The following is a 22,258-nucleotide window of genomic DNA, read 5'->3' as shown; positions in this document are numbered from 1 at the left end:
TAAGCTAACATTAAGGTGTGATCTACACAACACCCCCTCGCATTCAGCGGCCCGTGCCACAGTCCATGCAGGCCAGCGTGCTCACCGGCGTGCACGAGATACGAATGGAAGACCGGCCGGTGCCGACCCCAGCCCACGACGAGGTACTGGTCCAGGTCACCGCCGTCGGCGTGTGCGGGTCCGATGCGCATTACTACCGGGAGGGACGCATCGGCGAGTACGTGGCCGACGGCCCGCTGGTCCTCGGTCACGAGGCGGCCGGTGTGATCGTCGCGGTCGGCTCCGATGTGTCCGACGCCCGCGTCGGGCAGCGGGTGTCCATCGAACCGCAGCGTCCCGATCCGACCAGCGCCCAGTCGCGCGCCGGCCGCTACAACCTGTGCCCGGCCATGGAATTCTTCGCCACGCCGCCGATCGACGGCGCGCTGGCAGAGTACGTACTGATCCAGTCGGTGTTCGCCCACGACGTCCCCGACTCGATCTCCGACGAGGCCGCAGCACTGTTCGAGCCACTGTCGGTCGGTATCGCGTCGGCGCAGAAGGCAGGAATCACCGCCGGATCCAGCGTGCTCATCGCCGGCGCAGGCCCGGTCGGCATCGTCACCGCCCAGGTGGCCCGTGCTTTCGGTGCCACCGAGGTGATCGTCAGTGACATCGACGCACCGCGACGTGACAATGCCGCGAAACTCGGTGCGACGCGGGTGCTCGATCCAGCAGTGGAGGACGTGCGTGCGCTCGAGGTGGACGCGTTCATCGACGCATCGGGTGCAGCTCGAGCCGTCGTCGACGGTATTCATACTGTGCGGCCGGCGGGTACCGTCGTACTGGTGGGCATGGGCGGTTCGGATTACCCGCTTCCCATCTCACTGATTCAGAACCGAGAACTGGTTCTCACCGGCGTGTTTCGCTACGCCAACACGTGGCCGATCGCGCGCGAGCTCGTCCTGGCCGGTCGCGTCGACCTCGATGCTATGGTCACCGCGCGTTTCGGCCTCGATCGCGTCGAGGATGCCTTGAATGCAGACAAGCAACCCGGCAGCATCAAAGCCGTTGTGATTCCCGGTCTTTCCCAGAGCCCATCGAAGGAGACGAACGTATGAAGTTGAACTCGCGCAATCTCGACGACTTCATCGAGGACGTGGCCGTTCCCACCTACGCCCGTTCCGACGTCACCGTGGGCATCGTGCATTTCGGTGTCGGCGGCTTCCATCGAGCACATCAGGCGATGTACATCGACCGGTTGTTGCAACAGGGGCAAGGGTCCGAGTGGGGCATCTGTGGAGTGGGCGTACTTCCCGGAGACCGCCGAATGAAGGACGTGATGGAGGCGCAGAACTGCCTGTACACGTTGGCGCTCAAGCATTCCGACGGCACGTGGGACACCCGCGTCATCGGATCCATCGTCGAATATCTCTTCGCGCCCGACGACGCAGAGGCCGTCGTCGAGAAGATGGCCGCGGAGACCACGAGGATCGTCTCTCTCACGATCACCGAGGGCGGCTACAACTTCTCCGCGACGACGGGCGAGTTCGACGTCGAGAACCCCGCCATCGTCGCCGATCTCGAGGACGCGGCCGTTCCGGCAACCACATTCGGGCTCGTCGTGGAGGCATTGTCACGGCGCAAGGAACGCGGACTGAAGCCGTTCACGATCATGTCGTGCGACAACATCGAAGGCAACGGCCACATCGCACAATCGACATTCACCACCTTTGCCCGCCTGAAGGATCCAGCTCTCGCAGAGTGGATCGCCGCAGAAGGGGCGTTCCCCAACTCCATGGTCGACCGCATCACTCCGGTCACGACACCGGAAGTGATCGAGGAACTCTCGGCCCGCTACGCCATCGACGATCAGTGGCCCGTAGCCGGTGAGCCGTTCACACAGTGGGTGCTCGAGGACAACTTCACGCTGGGACGCCCGCCTCTCGAGGACGTCGGAGTTCAGGTTGTCGACGACGTCACGCCGTACGAGCTGATGAAGCTACGGCTGCTCAACGCCAGCCATCAGGCGCTCGCGTATTTCGGCTACCTCAGCGGATTTCGACTGGTGCACGAAGTCTGTCAGGACCCGCAGTTCGCCGCGTTCCTGCTCGCGTACATGGACGAGGAAGCAACGCCCACGTTGCAACCCGTTCCCGGCATCGACCTCGCCGAATACAAGCACACGCTCATCGAACGGTTCTCCAACCCGGAAATCCGCGACACCGTCGCCCGCCTGTGCGCCGAGTCCTCGGATCGAATTCCCAAGTGGCTGTTGCCCGTAATCCGCAAGAATCTCGAGAGCGCCGGTGAGATCACTCGCTCCACCGCAGTCGTTGCCAGTTGGGCACGCTACGCCGAGGCAGTCGACGAGGCCGGTGAGCCCATCGACATCGTCGATCAACTGAAGGATTCACTCGTTCCGATCGCGCAGAGTCAGCGAGAGAATCCGACGGCCTTCATCGCCAATCGCGCAGTGTTCGGCGATCTGATCGACAACGAACGTTTCGTCGCCGAGTACACGAAACAGCTGACATCACTTCAGAAGAACGGTGCGCGCGCGACCCTGGAGGCGCTCATGTCGACTCGCTGAATTTTTCGGTGTCTCGAACCTGACCGGAGACGATGACGGTATCGCCTGCGCCGATCACCGTGTCTGCCGTGGCGTAGGTGAACCCTTCACCCGGACGCTTGACTGCAACGACGGTCACTCCGTGCTTGGTGCGAATTCCACTCTCGCCCAAAGTTTTTCCTAGCAGCGAGGCCGGGGGCGACGTCTTCGCCATGGCAAAGCCGTCGTCGAACTCGATGTAGTCCATCATCCGACCACGTACCAGGTGAGCTACTCGCTTACCCATGTCGTGCTCGGGCCGGACGACGTGGTGGACGCCGATCTGGCTGAGAATCTTGGCGTGCGCGTTGCTCAGAGCCTTGGCCCAGATGGTCGACATCGACAGATTCACCAGAGCCGATGCGGTGAGCAGGCTCGCTTCGAGATTGGACCCGATGCCCACGACGGCGCGGTCGTACTCGTGTACCGAAAGTTGTCGCAACGACTCCTCGTCGGTGGTATCGGCCACCACAGCATGCGTCAAACGGTCTGCCACGCGTTGCACTACGGCCTCGTCGCTGTCGACGCCGAGCACCTCGACTCCCTGGCTCATCAGTTCCAGCGCCAGCGACTTACCGAAGCGGCCGAGACCGAGAACGACGACGACGTCGGAGGACGGTTTCCTAGCCAATGAACGGCCTTTCCGTGGGAAGCATATAGCGCCGACCGCGGTCGCGGGCGGCGAGAGCACTGACCAGAGTGATGGAACCGATGCGGCCCAGATACATCAGGACGATCAGAATCATCTGGCCCCAGCCGGGCAACTGTGCGGTGATTCCGGTGGACAGGCCCACCGTCGCGAATGCCGAGACGACCTCGAAGAGAAGCACGTCGAGGTCGAAGTTCGTACCGGCCAACAGCGCCACCACCGGCAGCATGATGAGGGCCACCCCGATCAACGCGACGGTCAATGCCTGACGTTGCACCCGAGGATCTATTCGACGGTCGAACACCGTCACCTCGCGGTCACCGCGGATTTCGGCCACGATGACGAACAGCAGCAAGGCAAATGTGGTGACCTTGATGCCGCCTGCCGTACCGCCGCTGCCACCACCGATGAACATCAGGACATCGGTGATCAAGAGGGTCGCGTTATCCACATCCGCGTAATCGACACTGTTGAAGCCTGCGGTGCGGGGCATGACGCCCTGGAACGTCGCGACGAGCATCTTGTCCCAGAACCCGAATCCGCCCAGGGTTCTCGACCACTCGAAAAGCAACACCACCGTCGGGCCGAGAACCAACAGAACAGCGGTGACGGACAACGTCATCCGGGTGTGCAAGGTCCAGCGCTTGCGAGAACGAACGCCGCGGGCACGCGATCGGGCACGACGGGCGATCTCGAACAGAACCGGAAACCCGATGCCGCCCAACACGACCGCGATCAACAACGGCACACAGATCCACGGGTCGGTGGCGAACCCGATCATGTTGTCGCTGAAGAGCGCGAATCCTGCGTTGTTGAACGCCGACACGGAATGGAAGATCCCCAGCCAGATCGCGCGGCCGAGGGGCTCGTCGTATCCGAAGAAGAAGCGCGCCGACAGACAGAGCGCGACGACGCCCTCGATGATCAGACTGGTACGAAACACACCCACGACGACGCTTCGAACGTCGCCCAGCCCGGATGTGCGTACCTCGGCTGCCGCATTCAACCTGCCCCGAAGACCGATCCGATCCGCCAGGAGCAACCCGACCAAGGACGCGATCGTCATGATCCCGAACCCGCCGATCTGAATCAGGCCGAGAATGACGCCCTGGCCGAGACCCGACCAGTACACCGGGGTGTCCACCACGATCAGACCCGTCAGGCTCACCGCCGAGGTCGACGTGAACAGCGCCTGCAGAATGCCGGTGTCGTTTCCAGGCACGGTGGCCGCCGGAACCATCAGGATGCCCGCACCGAAGAGTATGGCCACCGCGAAACCCGTTGCCATCACTCTGACCGGCGTCGGCCTGAAGAGCGCGAACCGTCGTGATGCCTGGTGAGCGTCTGTCACCCGGCAGACAGTACCGGTGGGACGAGCCGCTTCGCGGCACGTGCGCGGAACTTCGTAGCAGGGGTCGAGTTTCCGCGCACGTCAGCGCTCCACCGCCTACGGCATCAGTCGACCAAGCGCTCCCCGGTCACAGTGGAGAACAGGTGGGTGCGCTCGGCGGCGTAGGAGAGCGTGATCGTCGATCCGCGTTCCGGTGGGATGCGGCCGTCGGCGCGGACGACGATGGGCTGACGCGTGCCGTTGATATCGGCCTGGCCGTAGACGTAGGCGTCGGCTCCGAGTTCTTCGACGACGTCGATGGTCACTTCGAGGCCTGCCCCGGTGGTGATCTGCAGGTCCTCGGGCCGCACACCGAGCGTCACTGTGTTCTCGCCGATTCCGGCGATGGCGGAGCGGGGAACCGGAACCACTTCACCGCCGAAGCGGACGCCGCCGTCGACGAGCGGTAGCTCGAGCAGATTCATTGCAGGCGATCCGATGAAGCCGGCGACGAACACGTTGTTCGGGTGTTCGTACATGCGCCTCGGCGAGTCACACTGCTGCAGCACACCGTCTTTGAGGACGGCCACGCGATCGCCCATCGTCATGGCCTCGACCTGATCGTGGGTGACGTACACGGTCGTCGTGGCGAGCCTGCGTTGCAGTGCAGAGATCTGCGCGCGGGTCTGCACTCGAAGTTTGGCGTCGAGGTTGGACAGCGGCTCATCCATGAGGAACACCTGGGGTTTGCGAACGATGGCGCGGCCCATGGCGACTCGCTGACGCTGGCCGCCGGAGAGCGCTTTGGGTTTGCGGTCGAGGAATTTGGTGAGATCGAGGATCTTGGCAGCGTCCTCGACGCGGCGCTTGATCTCGGCCTTGTCCTCGCCGGCGATGCGAAGTCCGAATCCCATGTTCTCGCCGACCGTCATGTGCGGATACAGGGCGTAGTTCTGGAAGACCATCGCAATGTCTCGATCCTTGGGCTGATGGTCGGTGACGTCCTTGCCGCCGATGGTGATGGCTCCCCTGTCGACTTCTTCGAGACCGGCGAGCATGCGCAGCGACGTCGACTTTCCGCAGCCGGACGGGCCCACGAGGACGAGGAATTCACCGTCCTGGATGTCGAGATCGAGCTGGTCGACTGCAGCTTTGTCGCCGCCGGGAAACAATTTGGTGACGCCCTGAAATGCAACGGTGGCCATGATGGTGGTCCCTTCACCGGCAGGAACGTGCCGGACGATCCGAGTGAGATTCATGTATGTGAATGGATGCCAGAATGCTGACTTCGTTTAGAAGTATGTATTACTGTGATGCCCATTACAAGGTTTCCATCGAAGGAGTTCGAGAAGAATGACCGACACCGTTTCACGAGTGCTCATCACCGGGGCCGCAGGCAACATGGGGGCGATGCTCAGGCCTCTACTGGCGACTCCCGGCCGCACGCTGCGCCTGTTCGATATCACCGAGATCACCGACATCGATTCGGCCACAGAGGAATTCGTACAAGGTTCGGTCACCGATCGCGCTGCCGTGGCCGCCGCGGTGGACGGTGTCGATGCAATCCTGCACCTTGGGGGATTGAGCACCGAGGACTCGTGGGCCAACATTCTGTCGGTGAACGTCGACGGCACTCAGGCAGTCTTCGAAGCCGCTGTGGCGCAGGGGGTTTCTCGGATAGTGGTGGCGTCGAGCAATCACGCAGTCGGATTCTGGACGCACGACGAGGCAGGCGACTCGCCACTTCCGGGCGACGCCGTTCCGCGACCCGACGGATTCTACGGGTGGAGCAAGGCAGCGGTCGAAGCCCTCGGCCGGATGTACCACGACCGCTTCGGTATCGACGTCGTCAATCTGCGTATCGGTTCGAGCTTCGCCGCGCCGCCCAACTACCGCGGCCTGGCCACCTGGATGTCGCCCGCCGACACTGCGCGACTGATCGAGGCCTCACTGTCGGACAGCGCCAAAGGTTTTCACACCGTGTGGGGAATCTCGAAGAACTCGCGCGCATGGTGGTCGGGCAACGAGGGTGCGGAGATCGGATACCTGCCTCGCGACGACGCGGAACAGTTCGCCGAGCAATTCCTGGCCGAACACGAGTGGACGTTCAGCGATCCGATCCTGCAGCGAGTCGGCGGCGCGTTCTGTGATCACCCGCTCGGCCAACGGATGCGGTGATGCACCCTCTGCTCCACTCGACCACCCGGACTGCGGGATTCCGCGCCGAGGCCGGTCGAGTGGAGCACCCGTTGTCGACCCCTACGAATACGTTGTGACGATCGACCCCAGCGCATCGAGCTGGGGTCGATTGACGAGACCGAGGTGATAGAGGTGCAGCTCGTTCGCCCCCGCGTCGAGGGTCGCGGCCACATGCGCAGCGACCTCGTCCAGCTTCTTCGGCGGCAGTACCGATACGTAGGCACCGACGTCCACCCCGTCGCCGACGGCCGCGCGGGTTGCCTGCACCACCGACACCGTCTCGGCCGTTCCCGGCCAGGCCGACACGAGCACCGCATCGACATCGGCGGGCGCGGAGGCGGTCAACGCAGGCGAAGGCCCGGTCTTCCATGGATCCGGGTGACCGTGCAGCGTCACGCGTGCCGACGGCGCCTGTTCACGCACGGCGGCAAGCACTTCCGCGCGAAGGTGATCGGCGTCGGCGTGCCGGACGGCGAGCACCGCGTCGATCTCGTCGGCGGCCAACACGTCCGTGATCGCCGCACCGGCAGGCAAGGTTCCGGCCGACAGGGCGTCGACACCGTCGCGCAGCTTGTGCGTCACCTTCCCCGAGTCGACGCCTCGTTCGCTCCAGGCGTCGAGCTCCCGCTGTGTGCAGCTGATCGACATCAGCGTGTCGCCGATGCCAGGGAACGCGCCGTCCGTCTTCTCGTGTGGTCCGACATGAGCGAAGCCCAGCTGCCCGCAGGCCTCGACGGACACCCCGTGTACTTCGACGCCGCGGATCGCTTCGGCCGCGAGCGTGGCGCTGTAACGCACGATGTCGGGATGCCCTGGTGCGAGGGCATAGCGATAGGCATCTCCGAAACAGTTGACGACGGTCGCCTCGGGATGGGCGTGGCCGAGAATTGTGCTGTGTGTCAGCACGATCCACGCGTTCACCAGGAATCCGGCCTCCCGCAGCACACCCGCTGCCTCGCCGAACGCGTCCTCGGCACCGCCCCAGGCGGCCGTCCGCGCAGTGATCGTGTGCCCGGCCCAAGCGTCGGGACGAACCGGTCGATACAGCGCTGCGTGGTGGGCGTCGACCACTTTGTGCTGCGGATGCAGCGGGGTTGCCGCTCTGGTGGAGTGGTACGTCGCGGCAAGCGAGATCTCGTGCACCCCGAGTGTGTTGGCGCGTTCGACGAAATGCGGATCGCCCAGGACGTCCCAGGGGTAGGCGTGCGCGACGATGCGGTCGACGGTCATGAAGATCATCCTTCGATGGCTGATTTGTTCGATAGAGAGAACTGAGTTCACACATGGGAACACAATTCGAGCCCAACTGTCCACGATTCACGCGACGAGCAGAGATCCGGCGAGCCCTGGGGGCATTCGACGATCCTTCGCGTCCGCACGTGACCCGCGGTCGGACCTGGACACGCGATGGCATCTCCGGCGTGGAGCTGAACTGGGATGACACGTCCGCATGGCTGCTGACGCCCCCGGACGCAAAGACTCCACTGCCCGCGATCCTGCTCATGCACGGTCACGACGGGATGAAGTTCTACGGCAAGGAGAAGGTGGCAGAGGGCCCTGACGGCATGACACCCGACCTCGAGGAGTTGCGCAGGCGCGGATACGGCGGCAGCGCGCCCGCCGCCCGTCTGGTTGCAGCGGGTTTCGCAGTCCTGGTCCACGACGTGTTCCCGTGGGGCAGTCGCCGGGTGCCGTGGGAGGACCTCCCCGAGCGGGCTCGACGTGCCGGTGCCCAACTGGAAGGGCTGCCGAGATACGAGGCCGCCGCACGCGAGCACGAGCACGGACTCGCAAAAATGGCAGCGCTACGGGGCAGTTCATTGGCCGGGCAGGTGCTGAGCGAGGACCTGATCGCGCTGCAGGTAATGACGGAGTGCCCCGAGGTGGACGCACACCGCATCGCCACTGCCGGCTTCTCCGGTGGCGGAGTGCGCGTCGCACATCTACTGGCGTGCAGCGATCGCCTGCGGGCAGGAGTGATTACGGCATCGATGAGCACGTTCGCCGATATCGCGAACGGTCACGCGGACGACACCACCTGGTTGATGATCACCCCGGGCCTGCCTGCGGTGTGCGACTGGCCGGAGATCGCCGGGGCAGCAGCCCCGACCCCATTGTTGGTCCAATTCGCTGAGCTGGACTCCCATTTCGGCATCCCCGGCATGCGCGACGCCGAGGCATCATTGCGCCGCGACTACGGAGAATCGGAAACACTGTTCACACAATGGTTTTCGGAACCGCATCGATTCACCACGACCATGCAGGACGCGGCGGCCGGCTGGTTGAGCCTGCACGTGTGACCGGGAATGCTTGACAGCGCTTGTGACTGCCGTCATAGTTGGTCCAGAAATTCACATAGAAGACGCTCGTTCAGATATGTGAACAGACAAAACTTGCACGACCCGGCTCACTCAGGGTCGGAAGACATCCCGCCAGACCCGCTCGCCGGCTTTCCATCCGGCCCCGAACGCTTCGGAGCGTCCCCATGGTCACCACCACACCACCCCGGTCGGGAGGTACCCGCGCGTCCAGCGCGGCCATCCCTCCCGTTCGACCGAAACGCAAGCGCCGCATCTCGGCCCCGTACATCCTGATCGCGCCCGTCGTCATCCTGCTGGCAGTGTTCATCTTCTACCCGGTCGGCAGCGTCTTCTACTACAGCCTGCAGTTCTACAACCCGACGACGCCTTGGGACAACGGCTTTGCGGGCCTGGAGAACTTCAAGCTGATGTTCGCCGACGACCTGTTCTGGAACAGCCTCGTCGTCACCGCCAAGTGGGTGGGCGTGCAGGTCGTGTTCCAGCTGATCCTCGGCCTCGGACTGGCCCTGCTGGTCAACGAGGTGTTCCGCGGACGCGGCCTGGCCCGTGCCCTGGTGTTCTCTCCCTGGGCCGTCTCCGGGGTGCTCACCACCGGCATCTGGCTGCTCATCTACAACCCGTCGACGGGATTGTTCAAACTGCTGGGCAACATGGGCATCGGCGACGGTACCGCCGCGCCGATCGCCGATCCGGACACCGCGTTCTGGGCCACCAGCGTTGCCGAGCTCTGGCGCGGAGTTCCGTTCTTCGCCATTCTCATCCTGGCCGAACTGCAGAGTGCGCCCAAGGATCTGTACGAGGCCGCGAACGTGGACGGCGCGAACCGCTGGCAACGCTTCCGGTTCGTGACGCTGCCACACCTCAAAGCCGTGATTATTCTGTCCACCCTGCTGCGCGGGGTCTGGGAGTTCAACAACGTCGATCTTCTCTACACCCTCACTGCGGGCGGACCGGCCGACGTGACAACCACGTTGCCGCTCTACGTCTCTCAGCTCGCAACCACCGCGCAGGACTTCGGGTACGGATCGGCTCTGACCACCGTGGCCTTCGTGATCCTGCTCTTCTGCTCGATCCTCTACTTGCGCCTCAGCAAATTCAACAGCGATAAGGCCTGACGCACATGACCACTACCGCAGACCGTCCCGTCGTGACCACTCCGCCGCAGGACCACTCCGAGAAGGTGCGCGTGCATCGCGCAAAGCCCCGCGTGTTCAGCGTCGGCCTTCCGTTGGCCGTCTACCTGCTCTTCACCCTCGTCCCGTTCTACTGGATGATCGTCTTCGCGTTCCGGCCTGCCGGGTCCAATTCGATGCTCCCCTGGCCTATCACGCTCGACCATTTCGACACCGTCTGGAACACCCTCGGCTTCAGCTTCTTCTTCAAGAACAGCCTCATCGTGGCCGGCCTGTCTCTCGTGCTCACCACCTTCGTCGCGCTGGCGACCGGCTATGCGTTGGCACGCTTCAAATTCCGCGCCAAGATTCCCCTCGTGATGGCTCTGCTGTGCAGCCAGTTCGTCCCCGGCGCGATGCTGCTCATTCCGCTGTTCCAGGTTTTCCGCGAAATGGGCCTGGTGAACAACCTCTTCGGTCTCATCGTCGCCGATACCGTCTTCCAACTACCACTTGCAGCAATGCTGATGGCAGGCTTCATCTCTCAGATCCCCGTCGAACTCGAAGAGGCCGCGATGGTCGATGGCTGCTCGCGTCTGAAAGCCTTCCGAATCATCATGCTCCCGCTTCTGCGGCCCGGGTTGATCGCCGTCGGTTCCTTCGCATTCATCGGCAGCTGGAACAACTTCCTGTTCGGTCTGATGTTCATCAGTAGCCAGGACAAGTTCACTCTCCCAGTCGGTTTGAGCTACACGATCGGCTCCTACAACGTCGACTTCGGCGTCCTCGCGGCCGGCGGTCTGATCGCCGCAGTGCCCGTGGTCGCGGTCTTCGCCGTCATCCAGAAGTACCTCGTCCAAGGCCTCAGCGCCGGTGCGGTGAAGGGCTGATCATGACGTACGGAAAGAGAATCGACATGAATCGACGCACCCTGCTGCGCACCACCCTCGTCGGTGCGGTGGCCACGCTCGTGCTGGCATCCTGCAGTTCCGAGACCTCCCTGCCCGACGGTGCCCTCGGCGATCCGAACAGCGGAACCCTCACGTTCTGGGACAACAACGCCGGGCCTGATCGAACCCCGTTGTACGAGGAACTGATTCGACGCTTCGAGAACATCAACCCAGGCATCGACATCGAATACGTCGGTCTACCGTCCGACAGTGCCCAGCAGAAGTATCAGACAGCCCTCGCCGGTGGGTCGGCTCCCGATCTGGGCATCGTATCCACCGCGTACCTCGCACCGCTCGTTGCCCAGAGTGCCGTGATTCCGCTCGACGACTTCATGGCAGCCTCTCCGCAGAAGGACCAGTACGACCCGAAGATCATCGAGTCGGCGATGGAGTCCGGAGGCGGCGAGAACCTGTACGGTCTGCCGTTCACCAGTAACAACGCCACGCTGTGGTACCGAGCCGACTGGTTCGCGGAGGCCGGCATCGAGCCACCGGATACCTGGGACGAATTCTACGAAGCCGCAGACGAACTGACCGACAAGTCCGCGGGTCGTTACGGGTTCACCATCCGAGGCGGTGCCGGCTCGATCTACCCGTTGTTGCAGCACATGTTCGCCACCACCGGCATCGACAACTTCTTCGACGGTAGCGAATCCACCGTCAACCGGCCCGAGATGGTGGACGCCATCGAACGTTTTGCGGCCCTCTACGACGTCGACACACCTACCGCCGACGTCAACAACGGTTTTCCACAGATGGTCGCCAGCTTCGGCGGTGGTTCGGTTGCGATGATGCAGCACAACCTCGGATCACTGAGCAACCACCGCAAGGCACTCGGCGACAAAGTCGGTGCCGTTGCGCTTCCACTCGCGGACAACGGCGTCCGCACGGTGATGACCGATCCGTTCCCCTCCTACACAGTGTTCAAGAGTAGCCAGCACCAGGCAGCGGCCTGGAAGTTCCTCGAGTTCATGACCTCGCCGGATTCGCAGGCCTATTGGAACGAGAACGTCGGCCAAATCCCGGTCAATGCCACCGCCAGATCCGCACCGTCCTTCCAGACGATGCCATCGGTCCAGGCGGCCCAGTCCGCCCTCGACGATCCGAAGACCGTGCTGGTCACCCCGCCGGACTATCTACCCGATTTCGGAAAGATCGTGCAGGTTCAGATGCTCGGGCAGTGGCAGAAGGTGCTCATCGGACAGCTCAGCGCCCAGGATTTCGCCGACGACTTCGCCGAGAAGCTCAACCGTTCCAAGGCCAAATACGATGCCCGACAGGGTAAATAGGGGTTCCACTACTATGTCCAGCGTCATCACCGAGATTGCCGTCCAGGTCTTCAAGACCGAGGCCCGTACCGCCGTCGACTCCTACGGACATCGACACCCCGGACCGTCGATACCCACAACCCAGGCTTTGCTGCGCATCACCGATTCCGACGGAGTCAGCGGGCACGTGCTGGGCAAGACCAACTATCTGCGTGAAGATCAAGTGGAGCAGCACTTTCGGCCGGTGCTGATCGGTACCGACCCGCTGCATCGCGAGGAGATGGATCGCAAGTTCGCGATTCGACAACGCACCAGGGCCGTCGAGCTTCCCGAACACACCTGCAGCTACCTCGATCAGGCCCTGTGGGATCTGGCCGGCAACCGATTCGACACCCCGGTGTGGAAGCTGCTGGGCGGAGCCCGAAGTGAAGTCAAGGCCTACGCGAGCACCATGTGCGGAGACACCATCGAGGGCGGCCTTTCGAGTCCCCAGGAGTACGCGGATTTTGCTGTTGCACTGAAGAATCAGGGCTATCAGGGAATCAAACTGCACACCTGGATGCCACCCCTGGAGGGGGCTCCGAACCTGACTCGGGACATCGAGGCCTGCGCCGCGGTACGAGATGCCGTCGGGCCCGGGTTTTCGTTGATGCTCGACGGCTATCACTGGTACTCCCGCACCGACGCTCTCAAGCTCGGCCGCGAACTCGATGCGCTGAAGTTCGATTGGTTCGAGGAGCCCATGGACGAATTCTCGATGCGCTCCTACAAGTGGCTGGCGGATCAGATCGCCACACCCGTCATCGGTCCCGAAACCACACCAGGTCGGCATCGTTCGCGAGCGGACTGGATTGCGAGCGATGCCTGCGACATCCTGCGCGTCGGTGCGATGAACGGCGGCGGCATCACGCCTGCACTCAAGACGGTGCACATGGCCGACGGCTTCGGACTCGACTGCGAGATCCACGGCAACGGCGCACCCAACCTCGCGCTCGTCGGCGGTGCTCCGAACATCCAGTGGTACGAGCGCGGCCTGCTGCATCCGCTGGTGGACTACGACTGGGTGCCGCCGCATCTGAAGTCCATCGTCGATCCGATCGACGCGAACGGGATGGTCCAGATGCCCACCCGCCCGGGCCTGGGCGAGGACATCGACCTCGAGTACATCTCGAACAATCTGGTCGCCGAGTACTGATGTCCGTCCACAAAATTCGTGTCCGCGTATGAGCCGTCGTTCATCATGGGGGACACTGTCTCCATGGTGAACGATGTCACGGCAACAGCTGCGCCGGAGAGCCAGCCGGTGAAGTCCGCCGAACGCACGATCCACATCCTCGAGACCCTGGCCGCGTCTCCCGCCCGCATGAGTCTCGGCGAGCTCCAGGAGGCCTGCGGGTATCCGCGGTCGAGTCTGCATGCACTGCTCAGGACGCTGAAAGACCTCCGCTGGATCGAGGCCGACGAATCCGGTTCGCGATATGGCATCGGGACTCACGCGCTACTCACGGGCACGTCCTACCTGGACAAGGATTCCGTCGTCGGTCGGGCCGCAGCGGTACTGGAGACGTTGCGCTCGGACGTCCGGCACACCGTCCACTTCGCCCGGCGCGACGAGGATTGCGTCATCTACCTCGCCAGCCGCGGTTCCAAGCTCGAGGTGCGGCGCATGCACCGTGTCGGACGCAAGCTGCCGTGCCACGTCACCGCCCTCGGCCAAGCACTGCTCGCCGAACTCACGACCGACGAGGTGACACAGCTGCTGCCGAAGAAACTCGAGCGGTACACCGAGAACACCATCGTCGACCGTGATGCCCTGATCGCCGAACTCGCGCAGGTTCGCCGCCGCGGCTGGTCACTGGAGCAGGAGCAGGGCACCCCCGGCGTCGTCTGCATCGCGACCGTGGTGCCGTACCGAATTCCGGCCACCGACGCACTCAGCGTCTCCATGCCTGCCGAAGTCGCGTCGTACCCGGGCGAACTCGAACGCATCGCGGGCGTCCTCACCGACCATGCTGCGGCCTGGGCCCGAGAACTGCGAGCCGAGGGAGTGCGGTAGAGCCGCTTCGCGGCACGTGCGCGGAACTTCGTAGCAGGGGTCGAGTTTCCGCGCACATGCGCGTCAGCGCACCACTGCCTTCGCCACCGTCCAGGCCCGGCCCTGCTCGCTCAATGTGAATCCCAGCCCCGGGCGAGCGGACAGGTGCATCCGGCCGTCCCGCGTCTCGAGGTGCTCGTCGAACAATGGGTCCAACCAGTCGAAGTGCTCCACCCAGGTCTGCAGTGGGTACACCGCTGCGAGGTGCAGATGAATCTCCATCGCAAAGTGCGGGGCGAGCTGCACGTTGTGGTGTTCGGCCAGCCCGGCCAATTTCAGGAACTGGGTGATGCCGCCGATGCGGGGTGCGTCGGGCTGCAGGATGTCGACCGCGCCGGCCTCGAGGAGACGGACATGCTCGCCGACGCTGGCCAGCATCTCCCCCGTCGCGATGGAGGTGTCGAAATTCCTGGCCAGCATCGCATGACCCTCGGCGTCGTAGGCATCGAGTGGTTCTTCGATCCAGACGAGGTCGAACTGCTCGAGGATGCGGCACATGCGGTTCGCCGTCGGACGATCCCACTGTTGATTCGCGTCGACCATCAGCGGGACGTCGTCACCGAGGAACTCGCGTACCGCGGTGACGCGGGCGATGTCGGTGCGCCAATCAGGTTGGCCCACCTTCAGTTTGATACCGCCGATTCCGTTCGCGAGCGACCGGGCCGCGTTGTCCATGACCTCCTCGATCGGAGTATGCAGAAATCCACCGGAGGTGTTGTACGTCTGCACCGAATCGCGGGACGCGCCGATCAGCTTCGCCAGCGGTAACCCGGCACGCTTGGCTTTGAGATCCCACAGGGCAATATCGATCGCAGCGATGGCCTGTGTGGCAACGCCACTGCGGCCGACCGACGCTCCGGCCCACACCAACTTGGTCCAGACCTTGCCGATATCGTTCGGGTCCTCACCGATGAGCACCGGCGCGATCTCCTGGGCGTGCGCGAACTGGGCAGGCCCACCCGCCCGCTTCGAATAGCTGAAACCGATTCCCTCATGGCCCTGTTCGGTACGGATCTCGACGAACAGAAACACCACCTCGGTCATCGCCTTCTGTCGACCGGTGAGAACCTTGGCGTCGCTGATCGGATTGCGCAGCGGCAGCACGATCGAGGACAGCGTCACCTCGGAGATGCTGTCGACGGACGCGTCACCGGATGCGAGGGCCCGAATTGCCGCATCGGGCGCGGTGAGTCCGCTCGAGGGCTTGTCGATGTACGTTGTCATCTCACGTCTCCTGTGATTGCGAAGGGTGCTGCCTCACAGCCTAATTCGGGTTTCTATACGCGTCCAACACAATTCAGCGGGCCATCGATACGGCAAGTGCATTGATGTTCGACGCGATGTCGGCGACCCGGCCGACGAACGTGTGATGCGTGACGCCCGACGAGTGCGGCGTCATCAGCACGTTCTCCAGCTCGCGGAACGGCAGGGAACTGGGCTCACCACGCCCGTCCGGCCCCGGGTAGCTGTACCAGACATCGATGGCGGCGGCTGCAATCTCGTTGCGAGAGAGGGCGTCGAACAGTGGTTGTTCCTGGATCAGCGGGCCTCGGCCGACGTTGACAACGACCCCTCCGCTTCCCAGCCTGCACAGTTCCTCGGCACCGATCATGCCGCGGGTGTGCTCGTTCAGCGGTGCGGAAACCACGAGTACATCGGCGAACTCGGCAAGCTTTCCCAAATCCTGTGCATCCGAGACCCATTCGAGAGCCTCGTCCGAAGCCCGACCGCTCCCGGTGACGGCAGCACCGGTTGCCCAGTATGCCCGAAACAGCTGCCAGGTCTGCCGGCCGATGTGTCCGAACCCGACGAACCCGATCCGCGCACCGCTCAGCGACAACGGCTGCGGGATGGTCGGGTCGTACACGGACGTGGCAAACAATCCCGAGCGGAGGGCGCGGTCCTGCTGCAGGAACTTTCGTCGCAACATCACCGTTGCCGCGACGACGTATTCGGCAATCGACTGCTCGTGGTGAAAGTGTTGCACACCTGCACATCGGGCCGCATTCCGGATCGATCCACGTTGTCGGTACCGGCGCCGGCAACGTGAACCATCCGCAGCCTTGGGGCAGCCGCCCCCATGGCCGCGCTGAACTTGCCGCCGACATAGACGTCGGCGTCGTGGAGATGGGCGATCACGTCCTGCTCGTCGAAGGGAACGCTCCACACCACCTCGGCGTTCGCCGGTAGACCCGCCTCGAACTGCTCGCGATGCGGCACGACGTTGCGGTCACCGACGACGATCTTCATCGACGCACCAGAACTCGACGCACCAGAACTCATCGAACGAGGGCCGGTCGCTTGCTGTCGAACGTCCAGCCCTCGATCAGGTACTGCATGCCGATGGCGTCGTCTCGGGCCCCCAGTCCTTCCTTCTGGTACAGCTCGTGCGCCGCATCGATCTGCTCGAAGTCGAGTTCGACACCCAGACCCGGCTTGTCGGGCACCGTGAGGTAGCCATCCTCGATCGTGAACGGCTCCTTGGTCACTCGCTGCCCGTCCTGCCAGATCCAGTGGGTGTCGATGGCGGTGATGTTCCCGGGAGCTGCAGCAGCGACGTGCGTGAACATCGCCAGGGAGACGTCGAAGTGGTTGTTGGAGTGCGATCCCCACGTCAGGCCCCACGCGTCGCAGAGCTGCGCGACACGCACCGACCCGGCCATCGTCCAGAAGTGCGGATCGGCCAGCGGGATGTCCACGGCACCGGACCGGACGGTGTGGCCCATCTCGCGCCAGTCCGTCGCGATCATATTGGTCGCGGTCTGTAACCCGGTGGCCCGCTTGAACTCCGTCATCACCTCGCGGCCCGAGAAACCACCCTCGGGGCCGACGGGATCCTCGGCGTACGCCAGCACGTCACGCAGCCCTCGGCAGGTCTCGATCGCATCCTTCAGCAACCAGCCGCCGTTGGGATCCAACGTGATTCGCGCCTCGGGAAAGCGCTCGGCCAGAGCACGAACAGCGGCGGCCTCCTCGGGTGCCGGCAGTGCACCACCCTTGAGCTTGAAATCCTGGAACCCGTAGCGTGCCTGCGCAGCCTCGGCCAGGCGCACGATCGACTCCGGATCCATCGCCTCCTCGTGCCTGATCCGCAGCCAGTCGTCGGCTCCGGCCGCCTCGTCGGCGCTGCTCCGGTAACCGAGATCGGTCTTGTTGCGATCGGCGACGAAGAACAGGTAGCCCAGCGCCTGCACCTTCTCGCGCTGCTGCCCCTCGCCCAACAACGCCGCGACGCTGACGCCGAGATGCTGACCGAGCAGATCCAACAATGCCGATTCCACCGCGGTCACCGCATGAATGGCGATCCGCAGATCGAACGTCTGCGCGCCGCGGCCACCGGCATCACGATCTGCGAACGCGCGACGCATGGCGGCCAGCACCGCGTTGTACCGGCCGATGTTCTGCCCCTCGACCAGCACGCGCGCGTCTTCGAGCGTCTGCCGAATCGGCTCCCCGCCCGGCACTTCGCCGACGCCGGTGCGCCCGTCCGAGTCGGTGAGCACCACCAGATTGCGGGTGAAATACGGCGCGTGCGCGCCGCTGAGGTTCAGCAACATGTCGTCGTGACCGGCAATGGGAATGACACGCATTTCGGTGACGACGGGGGTGCTGGTGTGGACGACCATGCCCGACCTTTCTCGCATACCTCTGGTGATTTGGCTCACAGACGACAGTAGGGCCAGCTATCGATTCCCGTCCAACACCATCTGCGCATCGACTGATGCAGTCGAGGTATCGAGGACCGGCATCCACGCTCGAGTAGACGGCCAACGAGGCGATACCGAGACTGCATCAAACACAACATTTTTAGACTTGGACATGTATCGATCCGGCTCCTACGGTGGTGAGTTATGAGCCAGGTCACGGCCTCGGCGTCACTGCACGTACCGCACCACTGCCTTAGGAGTCACCCCATGACAGCGTCGACGACACAGTCCACCGACCTCACCGGTCGGATGATCATCGCCGGCGTTCCGGTTTTCGGTGCCGGGACGCAGATTCACGGAATCGATCCCGGTACCGGAGAGAATCTCGAACCCGCCTACGGCCACGGCGACGACTCGGATGTCGAGCGCGCCTGTGCCGCAGCGGCCGACGCCTTCGCCGACTACCGCGCTACCTCGTCGGACACTCGCGCACGGTTTCTCGAGACCATCGCCGACAACATCGCGGCCCTGGGCGACACGCTCATCGAGCGGACGGTCGCCGAGTCCGGTCTGCCGCTGGCACGCATCACCGGCGAGGTCGGCCGCACCACCGGTCAACTCCGTCTGTTCGCTTCGGTTCTGCGCGAGGGCAGTTGGAACGGAGCCCGCATAGACCCCGCCCAGCCCGAGCGCAGCCCGCTGCCGCGTGCAGACATCCGTCAGCGTCAGATCCCCCTCGGGCCGGTTGCTGTGTTCGGTGCCAGCAACTTCCCCCTCGCCTTCTCCGTCGCCGGTGGCGACACCGCCTCTGCCCTCGCGGCCGGATGCCCCGTAGTGGTCAAAGCACACGACGCCCATCCAGGAACGTCCGAGCTGGTCGCCCGCGCCATCACCGACGCGGTTATCTCCACCGGAATGCCCTCCGGCACATTCTCGTTGCTCTTCGGCTCCGGCCGCGGACTCGGCACCGCTCTGGTGACCGACCCTCGCATCAAGGCCGTCGGATTCACCGGATCGCGTTCGGGTGGAACAGCTCTCGTTGCTGCTGCGGCGGGTCGTCGTGAGCCCATCCCGGTGTACGCCGAGATGAGTTCCATCAACCCGGTGTTCGTCATGGACGGTGCACTCGCCACCCGTGGAGCCGAATTGGGCCGCGCGTTCGTCGCATCGCTGACGATGGGCTCGGGTCAGTTCTGCACCAACCCCGGTCTTGTCATCGCCGTCGACGGGCCCGGACTGCGGTCCTTCACCGAGGCAGCGACGACAGCGGTACAGGAATCCGCCCCCACCACGATGCTGACCCCGAACATCGCGTCGAGTTACGCGGACGGCGTCGCCACGCTGTCCGACGCGGTCACCGAGATCGCCCGAGGCACCGACACCGACGCCCCGAATGCCTGCCGCGCAGCGCTGTTCGACACCGATGCGGCCACGTTCCTCACCTCGGAGGCAGCGCAGGCCGAGGTGTTCGGCGCGTCGAGCCTCGTCGTGCGCTGTGCAGATGCCCAGCAGGTTCGGCGGGTGGCGTCACAGCTCGAAGGTCAGCTCACCGCCACCATTCATGCCGACGAATCCGATCATTCCGAGGCCGGAAAGCTGCTCTCGGTGCTCGAACTCAAGGCCGGCCGGATCCTGTTCGACGGATGGCCCACCGGAGTCGAGGTCGGCCATGCCATGGTGCACGGCGGGCCGTTCCCCGCGACCTCGGACTCCCGCACCACGTCGGTCGGATCGCTCGCGATCGAACGCTTCCTGCGCCCGGTCGCGTACCAGGACGTACCGAAATCGTTGTTGCCCAACGCCATCGCAGACGGAAATCCGGACGGCATCTTCCGCCGCATCGACGGCCAGCTCACCCAAGACTGACACACCCAACCTAGTTCTCGAGGAGACCCCCATGCTCGACGGAGTTCTGTTCTTCCCCGTCACCCCGTTCACCGCATCCGGTGAGGTCGATTACGACCTCCTGGCCGCTCACATCACGAAGGGTGTCGACGCGGGACCCGGTGGAGTGTTCATTGCCTGCGGCACCGGCGAATTCCACGCCCTCGAACTCGAGGAGTTCGGCAAGATCGTCCGTACCGCAGTCGACAGCGTCGCAGGCCGCGTTCCTGTCTACGCCGGTGCAGGCGGATCCGTCGCGCAGGCAAAGGCATTCGCACACGCGGCGAAGGCCAACGGAGCCGACGGCATCCTGTTGCTGCCGCCGTACCTGGTGACGATGCCGCAAGCCGGTCTCGTCAACTACACCAAGGCCGTTGCCGCCGCATCGGATCTGCCGCTGATCGTCTACAACCGCGGCAACGCTCGCTTCACCGAGGAGTCCGCCGTCGAGGTTGCGCAGCTTCCCACGGTCGTCGGATTCAAGGATGGCACCGGCGATCTCGACCAGGTCGGCCGCATCGTCCGCGCGGTACTGGACGCTCTGGAGCCGTCGGGCAAGCCCTTCCAGTTCTTCAACGGACTACCGACCGCCGAGGTCTCCCAGCAGGCGTACCGAGCGATCGGTGTCACGCTGTACTCCTCCGCGACATTCGCGTTCGCACCCGAACTGGCACTGGCGTTCTACCGCTCTCTCGACAGCGGAAACGAAAAGCTCACTGCCGCATTGCTCCGCGAGTTCTTCCACCCGCTCGTGCGCTTGCGCGACAAGGTTCCCGGCTACGCCGTCTCCCTCATCAAGGCCGGCGTGACGATGGAGGGCATCGAAGCAGGGCCGGTTCGCCCACCCCTGGTGGACATCAGCGCACCGCACCTCGAGGAACTCACCGCAATCGTTGCCGCCGGCCGGGCCGTGCTGGCAGACGAGCTTGCGGTGCACTGATGCAAGAACCGGTCCTGATCACCGGCGCTCGAATCACACCGATCGCCTTCGTCGATCCTCCGTTGCTCAACACCGTCGGCGTACATCAGCCGTATGCGCTCCGCGCGATAATTCAGCTGGACACCGACGCCGGTGTCGTCGGACTCGGTGAAACGTACGCCGACACTGCTCATCTGGCTCGACTGGAAGCGGCCTCCACCGCCATCTCCGGTCTGGACGTGTTCGCGCTCAACGAGATCCGAGATGCCATCGATGCCGTTCTGGGAACCCTGTCGATCACCGGCGGAGACGGCGTCGCAGGCATGATCACCACGGCCAGCACCACCGATCGGGTGTTCTCCCCGTTCGAGATCGCGTGCCTGGACCTGCAGGGCAAGGTCCTGGGTCGACCGGTGTCCGACCTGCTCGGCGGCAAGGTTCGGGACTCCGTTCCGTTCAGTGCGTATCTGTTCTACAAGTGGGCAGCTCATCCCGGCCAGGAGCCCGACGAATGGGGTGAGGCGATCGATCCGGACGGATTGGTTCGTCAGGCCCGAAAGATGATCGACGAGTACGGCTTCGGGGCCGTCAAGGTCAAGGGCGGCGTCTTTCCACCCGACGAGGAGATCGCCGGAATCAAGGCTCTTCGTGAGGCGTTCCCGGAGCTACCGTTGCGGTTGGATCCCAACGCCGCCTGGACTGTCGACACATCCATCCGGGTAGCCGCCGAACTCGACGGCATCGTCGAATATCTCGAAGATCCCACGCCCGGGCTCGACGGGATGGCCGAGGTCGCGCGCGAAGCCAAGGTGCCGCTGGCGACGAACATGTGTGTCGTTGCCTTCGATCACCTGAAGCCTGCCGTGGTGAAGGATTCGGTGCAGGTGGTGTTGTCAGACCATCACTATTGGGGTGGACTGCAGCGATCGAGGTTGCTCGCCGGAATCTGCGAGACGTTCGAGATGGGACTGTCGATGCACTCGAACAGCCACCTCGGAATCAGTCTGGCCGCCATGGTTCATCTCGCAGCGGCGACACCGAACTTGACCTATGCCTGCGACACGCATTGGCCCTGGAAGAACGAGGATGTCGTCGTGCCGGGGGTGTTGAACTTCGTCGACGGCGCAGTGGCCGTTCCCACCGGACCCGGTCTGGGCATCGAGATCGACGAGGACGCGCTCGCGGCACTGCATCAGCAGTACCTGGACTGCGGAATTCGTGACCGCGACGACACCGGATACATGCAGAGCATCGATCCGCGCTTCGAGAACACCTGCCCGCGTTGGTGATCGGA

General features: G+C 64.0%; 18 protein-coding genes and 1 pseudogene. 12 read left to right on the top strand and 7 right to left on the bottom strand.

The genetic code is table 11. From position 1 onward, the window contains the following. Nucleotides 1–65 precede the first annotated feature (65 nt). Nucleotides 66–1,100: an NAD(P)-dependent alcohol dehydrogenase gene (locus tag CH285_RS07720; protein ID WP_032369514.1), complete on the top strand. Its 1,035-nt coding sequence runs from the start codon at nt 66–68 to the stop codon at nt 1,098–1,100. Beyond that, nucleotides 1,097–2,572: a mannitol dehydrogenase family protein gene (locus tag CH285_RS07715; RefSeq protein ID WP_032369515.1), complete on the top strand. Its 1,476-nt coding sequence runs from the start codon at nt 1,097–1,099 to the stop codon at nt 2,570–2,572. The genes CH285_RS07720 and CH285_RS07715 overlap by 4 nt, the downstream gene beginning before the upstream one ends. On the opposite strand, the gene CH285_RS07710 is transcribed toward CH285_RS07715, so the two are convergent. The 3 genes from CH285_RS07710 to CH285_RS07700 all read right to left on the bottom strand — a co-directional run bounded on the left by CH285_RS07710 (nt 2,556) and on the right by CH285_RS07700 (nt 5,774). Next, entirely contained in the window at nt 2,556–3,221 is a 666-nt protein-coding gene (locus CH285_RS07710) for a potassium channel family protein (protein WP_027495332.1), read from the bottom strand. The genes CH285_RS07715 and CH285_RS07710 overlap by 17 nt on opposite strands. Further along, nucleotides 3,214–4,527, bottom strand: coding sequence for a TrkH family potassium uptake protein (locus CH285_RS07705; protein WP_032369516.1), 1,314 nt, complete (start codon nt 4,525–4,527; stop codon nt 3,214–3,216). Before CH285_RS07705 ends, CH285_RS07710 begins: the two co-directional genes overlap by 8 nt. Before the next feature lie 167 nt (nt 4,528–4,694). Continuing rightward, nucleotides 4,695–5,774 (bottom strand): ABC transporter ATP-binding protein, encoded by a 1,080-nt coding sequence (locus CH285_RS07700; protein ID WP_027495330.1) that lies wholly within the window; start codon nt 5,772–5,774, stop codon nt 4,695–4,697. A gap of 148 nt (nt 5,775–5,922) precedes the next feature. Between CH285_RS07700 and CH285_RS07695 the strand changes: the two genes are divergently transcribed. Then, on the top strand, nt 5,923–6,747 hold the full coding sequence (locus CH285_RS07695; protein ID WP_027495329.1) for an NAD-dependent epimerase/dehydratase family protein: 825 nt from the start codon (nt 5,923–5,925) through the stop codon (nt 6,745–6,747). Between the two features lie 81 nt (nt 6,748–6,828). Here CH285_RS07695 and CH285_RS07690 read toward each other — a convergent pair whose 3' ends face one another. Continuing rightward, nucleotides 6,829–7,998: a hypothetical protein gene (locus CH285_RS07690; RefSeq protein WP_230597480.1), complete on the bottom strand. Its 1,170-nt coding sequence runs from the start codon at nt 7,996–7,998 to the stop codon at nt 6,829–6,831. Nucleotides 7,999–8,147: 149 nt separating this feature from the next. Between CH285_RS07690 and CH285_RS07685 the strand changes: the two genes are divergently transcribed. From CH285_RS07685 to CH285_RS07660, 6 genes are all read left to right on the top strand, one after another. After that, complete coding sequence (locus tag CH285_RS07685; protein ID WP_255032459.1) at nt 8,148–9,068, top strand: hypothetical protein; 921 nt, start codon at nt 8,148–8,150, stop codon at nt 9,066–9,068. Between the two features lie 185 nt (nt 9,069–9,253). Further along, nucleotides 9,254–10,204 (top strand): carbohydrate ABC transporter permease, encoded by a 951-nt coding sequence (locus tag CH285_RS07680; protein ID WP_048317892.1) that lies wholly within the window; start codon nt 9,254–9,256, stop codon nt 10,202–10,204. 5 nt (nt 10,205–10,209) lie between these two features. Further along, nucleotides 10,210–11,091: a carbohydrate ABC transporter permease gene (locus CH285_RS07675; RefSeq protein WP_027495325.1), complete on the top strand. Its 882-nt coding sequence runs from the start codon at nt 10,210–10,212 to the stop codon at nt 11,089–11,091. Nucleotides 11,092–11,117: 26 nt separating this feature from the next. Continuing rightward, nucleotides 11,118–12,440 (top strand): ABC transporter substrate-binding protein, encoded by a 1,323-nt coding sequence (locus CH285_RS07670; RefSeq protein WP_027495324.1) that lies wholly within the window; start codon nt 11,118–11,120, stop codon nt 12,438–12,440. A gap of 13 nt (nt 12,441–12,453) precedes the next feature. Beyond that, entirely contained in the window at nt 12,454–13,614 is a 1,161-nt protein-coding gene (locus CH285_RS07665) for an enolase C-terminal domain-like protein (protein WP_027495323.1), read from the top strand. 63 nt (nt 13,615–13,677) lie between these two features. Beyond that, the gene (locus tag CH285_RS07660; protein WP_027495322.1) at nt 13,678–14,475 is read left to right on the top strand and encodes an IclR family transcriptional regulator; all 798 of its coding nucleotides are present in this window, start codon (nt 13,678–13,680) and stop codon (nt 14,473–14,475) included. Nucleotides 14,476–14,538: 63 nt separating this feature from the next. Here the strand turns inward: CH285_RS07660 and CH285_RS07655 are convergent, their stop codons facing one another. From CH285_RS07655 to CH285_RS07645, 3 genes and pseudogenes are all read right to left on the bottom strand, one after another. Beyond that, on the bottom strand, nt 14,539–15,738 hold the full coding sequence (locus tag CH285_RS07655) for an L-talarate/galactarate dehydratase (protein ID WP_032374782.1): 1,200 nt from the start codon (nt 15,736–15,738) through the stop codon (nt 14,539–14,541). 73 nt (nt 15,739–15,811) lie between these two features. Continuing rightward, nucleotides 15,812–16,764 (bottom strand): annotated as a pseudogene (locus CH285_RS07650) (2-hydroxyacid dehydrogenase). Between the two features lie 29 nt (nt 16,765–16,793). Next, nucleotides 16,794–18,140: an enolase C-terminal domain-like protein gene (locus tag CH285_RS07645; RefSeq protein ID WP_052067120.1), complete on the bottom strand. Its 1,347-nt coding sequence runs from the start codon at nt 18,138–18,140 to the stop codon at nt 16,794–16,796. Nucleotides 18,141–18,428: 288 nt separating this feature from the next. On the opposite strand from CH285_RS07645, the gene CH285_RS07640 reads away from it, so the two are divergent. From CH285_RS07640 to CH285_RS07630, 3 genes are read left to right on the top strand one after another with little or no spacing between them, the layout of a single operon-like run. Further along, entirely contained in the window at nt 18,429–20,027 is a 1,599-nt protein-coding gene (locus CH285_RS07640) for an aldehyde dehydrogenase (NADP(+)) (RefSeq protein ID WP_032390269.1), read from the top strand. Nucleotides 20,028–20,058: 31 nt separating this feature from the next. Next, the gene (locus tag CH285_RS07635) at nt 20,059–20,985 is read left to right on the top strand and encodes a 5-dehydro-4-deoxyglucarate dehydratase (protein ID WP_032374779.1); all 927 of its coding nucleotides are present in this window, start codon (nt 20,059–20,061) and stop codon (nt 20,983–20,985) included. Then, the gene (locus tag CH285_RS07630; RefSeq protein ID WP_032390270.1) at nt 20,985–22,253 is read left to right on the top strand and encodes a glucarate dehydratase family protein; all 1,269 of its coding nucleotides are present in this window, start codon (nt 20,985–20,987) and stop codon (nt 22,251–22,253) included. The genes CH285_RS07635 and CH285_RS07630 overlap by 1 nt, the downstream gene beginning before the upstream one ends. Nucleotides 22,254–22,258 lie beyond the last annotated feature (5 nt).

Origin of the sequence: Rhodococcus sp. 05-2256-B1 (genome assembly GCF_002258465.1) — a bacterium.
Taxonomy (GTDB): domain Bacteria; phylum Actinomycetota; class Actinomycetes; order Mycobacteriales; family Mycobacteriaceae; genus Rhodococcoides; species Rhodococcoides fascians.
This window is presented reverse-complemented; position numbering and strand designations above follow the sequence as displayed.

Excerpts from the sequence above, each read along its gene's own strand:
- CH285_RS07720 (WP_032369514.1), top strand. The coding sequence starts at position 66 with ATGCAGGCCAGCGTGCTCACCGGCGTGCACGAGATACGAATGGAAGAC.
- CH285_RS07715 (WP_032369515.1), top strand. The coding sequence starts at position 1,097 with ATGAAGTTGAACTCGCGCAATCTCGACGACTTCATCGAGGACGTGGCC.
- CH285_RS07705 (WP_032369516.1), bottom strand. The coding sequence starts at position 4,527 with ATGGCAACGGGTTTCGCGGTGGCCATACTCTTCGGTGCGGGCATCCTG.
- CH285_RS07700 (WP_027495330.1), bottom strand. The coding sequence starts at position 5,774 with ATGGCCACCGTTGCATTTCAGGGCGTCACCAAATTGTTTCCCGGCGGC.
- CH285_RS07695 (WP_027495329.1), top strand. The coding sequence starts at position 5,923 with ATGACCGACACCGTTTCACGAGTGCTCATCACCGGGGCCGCAGGCAAC.
- CH285_RS07690 (WP_230597480.1), bottom strand. The coding sequence starts at position 7,998 with ATGACCGTCGACCGCATCGTCGCGCACGCCTACCCCTGGGACGTCCTG.
- CH285_RS07680 (WP_048317892.1), top strand. The coding sequence starts at position 9,254 with ATGGTCACCACCACACCACCCCGGTCGGGAGGTACCCGCGCGTCCAGC.
- CH285_RS07675 (WP_027495325.1), top strand. The coding sequence starts at position 10,210 with ATGACCACTACCGCAGACCGTCCCGTCGTGACCACTCCGCCGCAGGAC.
- CH285_RS07670 (WP_027495324.1), top strand. The coding sequence starts at position 11,118 with ATGAATCGACGCACCCTGCTGCGCACCACCCTCGTCGGTGCGGTGGCC.
- CH285_RS07665 (WP_027495323.1), top strand. The coding sequence starts at position 12,454 with ATGTCCAGCGTCATCACCGAGATTGCCGTCCAGGTCTTCAAGACCGAG.
- CH285_RS07660 (WP_027495322.1), top strand. The coding sequence starts at position 13,678 with ATGGTGAACGATGTCACGGCAACAGCTGCGCCGGAGAGCCAGCCGGTG.
- CH285_RS07655 (WP_032374782.1), bottom strand. The coding sequence starts at position 15,738 with ATGACAACGTACATCGACAAGCCCTCGAGCGGACTCACCGCGCCCGAT.
- CH285_RS07645 (WP_052067120.1), bottom strand. The coding sequence starts at position 18,140 with ATGGTCGTCCACACCAGCACCCCCGTCGTCACCGAAATGCGTGTCATT.
- CH285_RS07640 (WP_032390269.1), top strand. The coding sequence starts at position 18,429 with ATGACAGCGTCGACGACACAGTCCACCGACCTCACCGGTCGGATGATC.
- CH285_RS07635 (WP_032374779.1), top strand. The coding sequence starts at position 20,059 with ATGCTCGACGGAGTTCTGTTCTTCCCCGTCACCCCGTTCACCGCATCC.
- CH285_RS07630 (WP_032390270.1), top strand. The coding sequence starts at position 20,985 with ATGCAAGAACCGGTCCTGATCACCGGCGCTCGAATCACACCGATCGCC.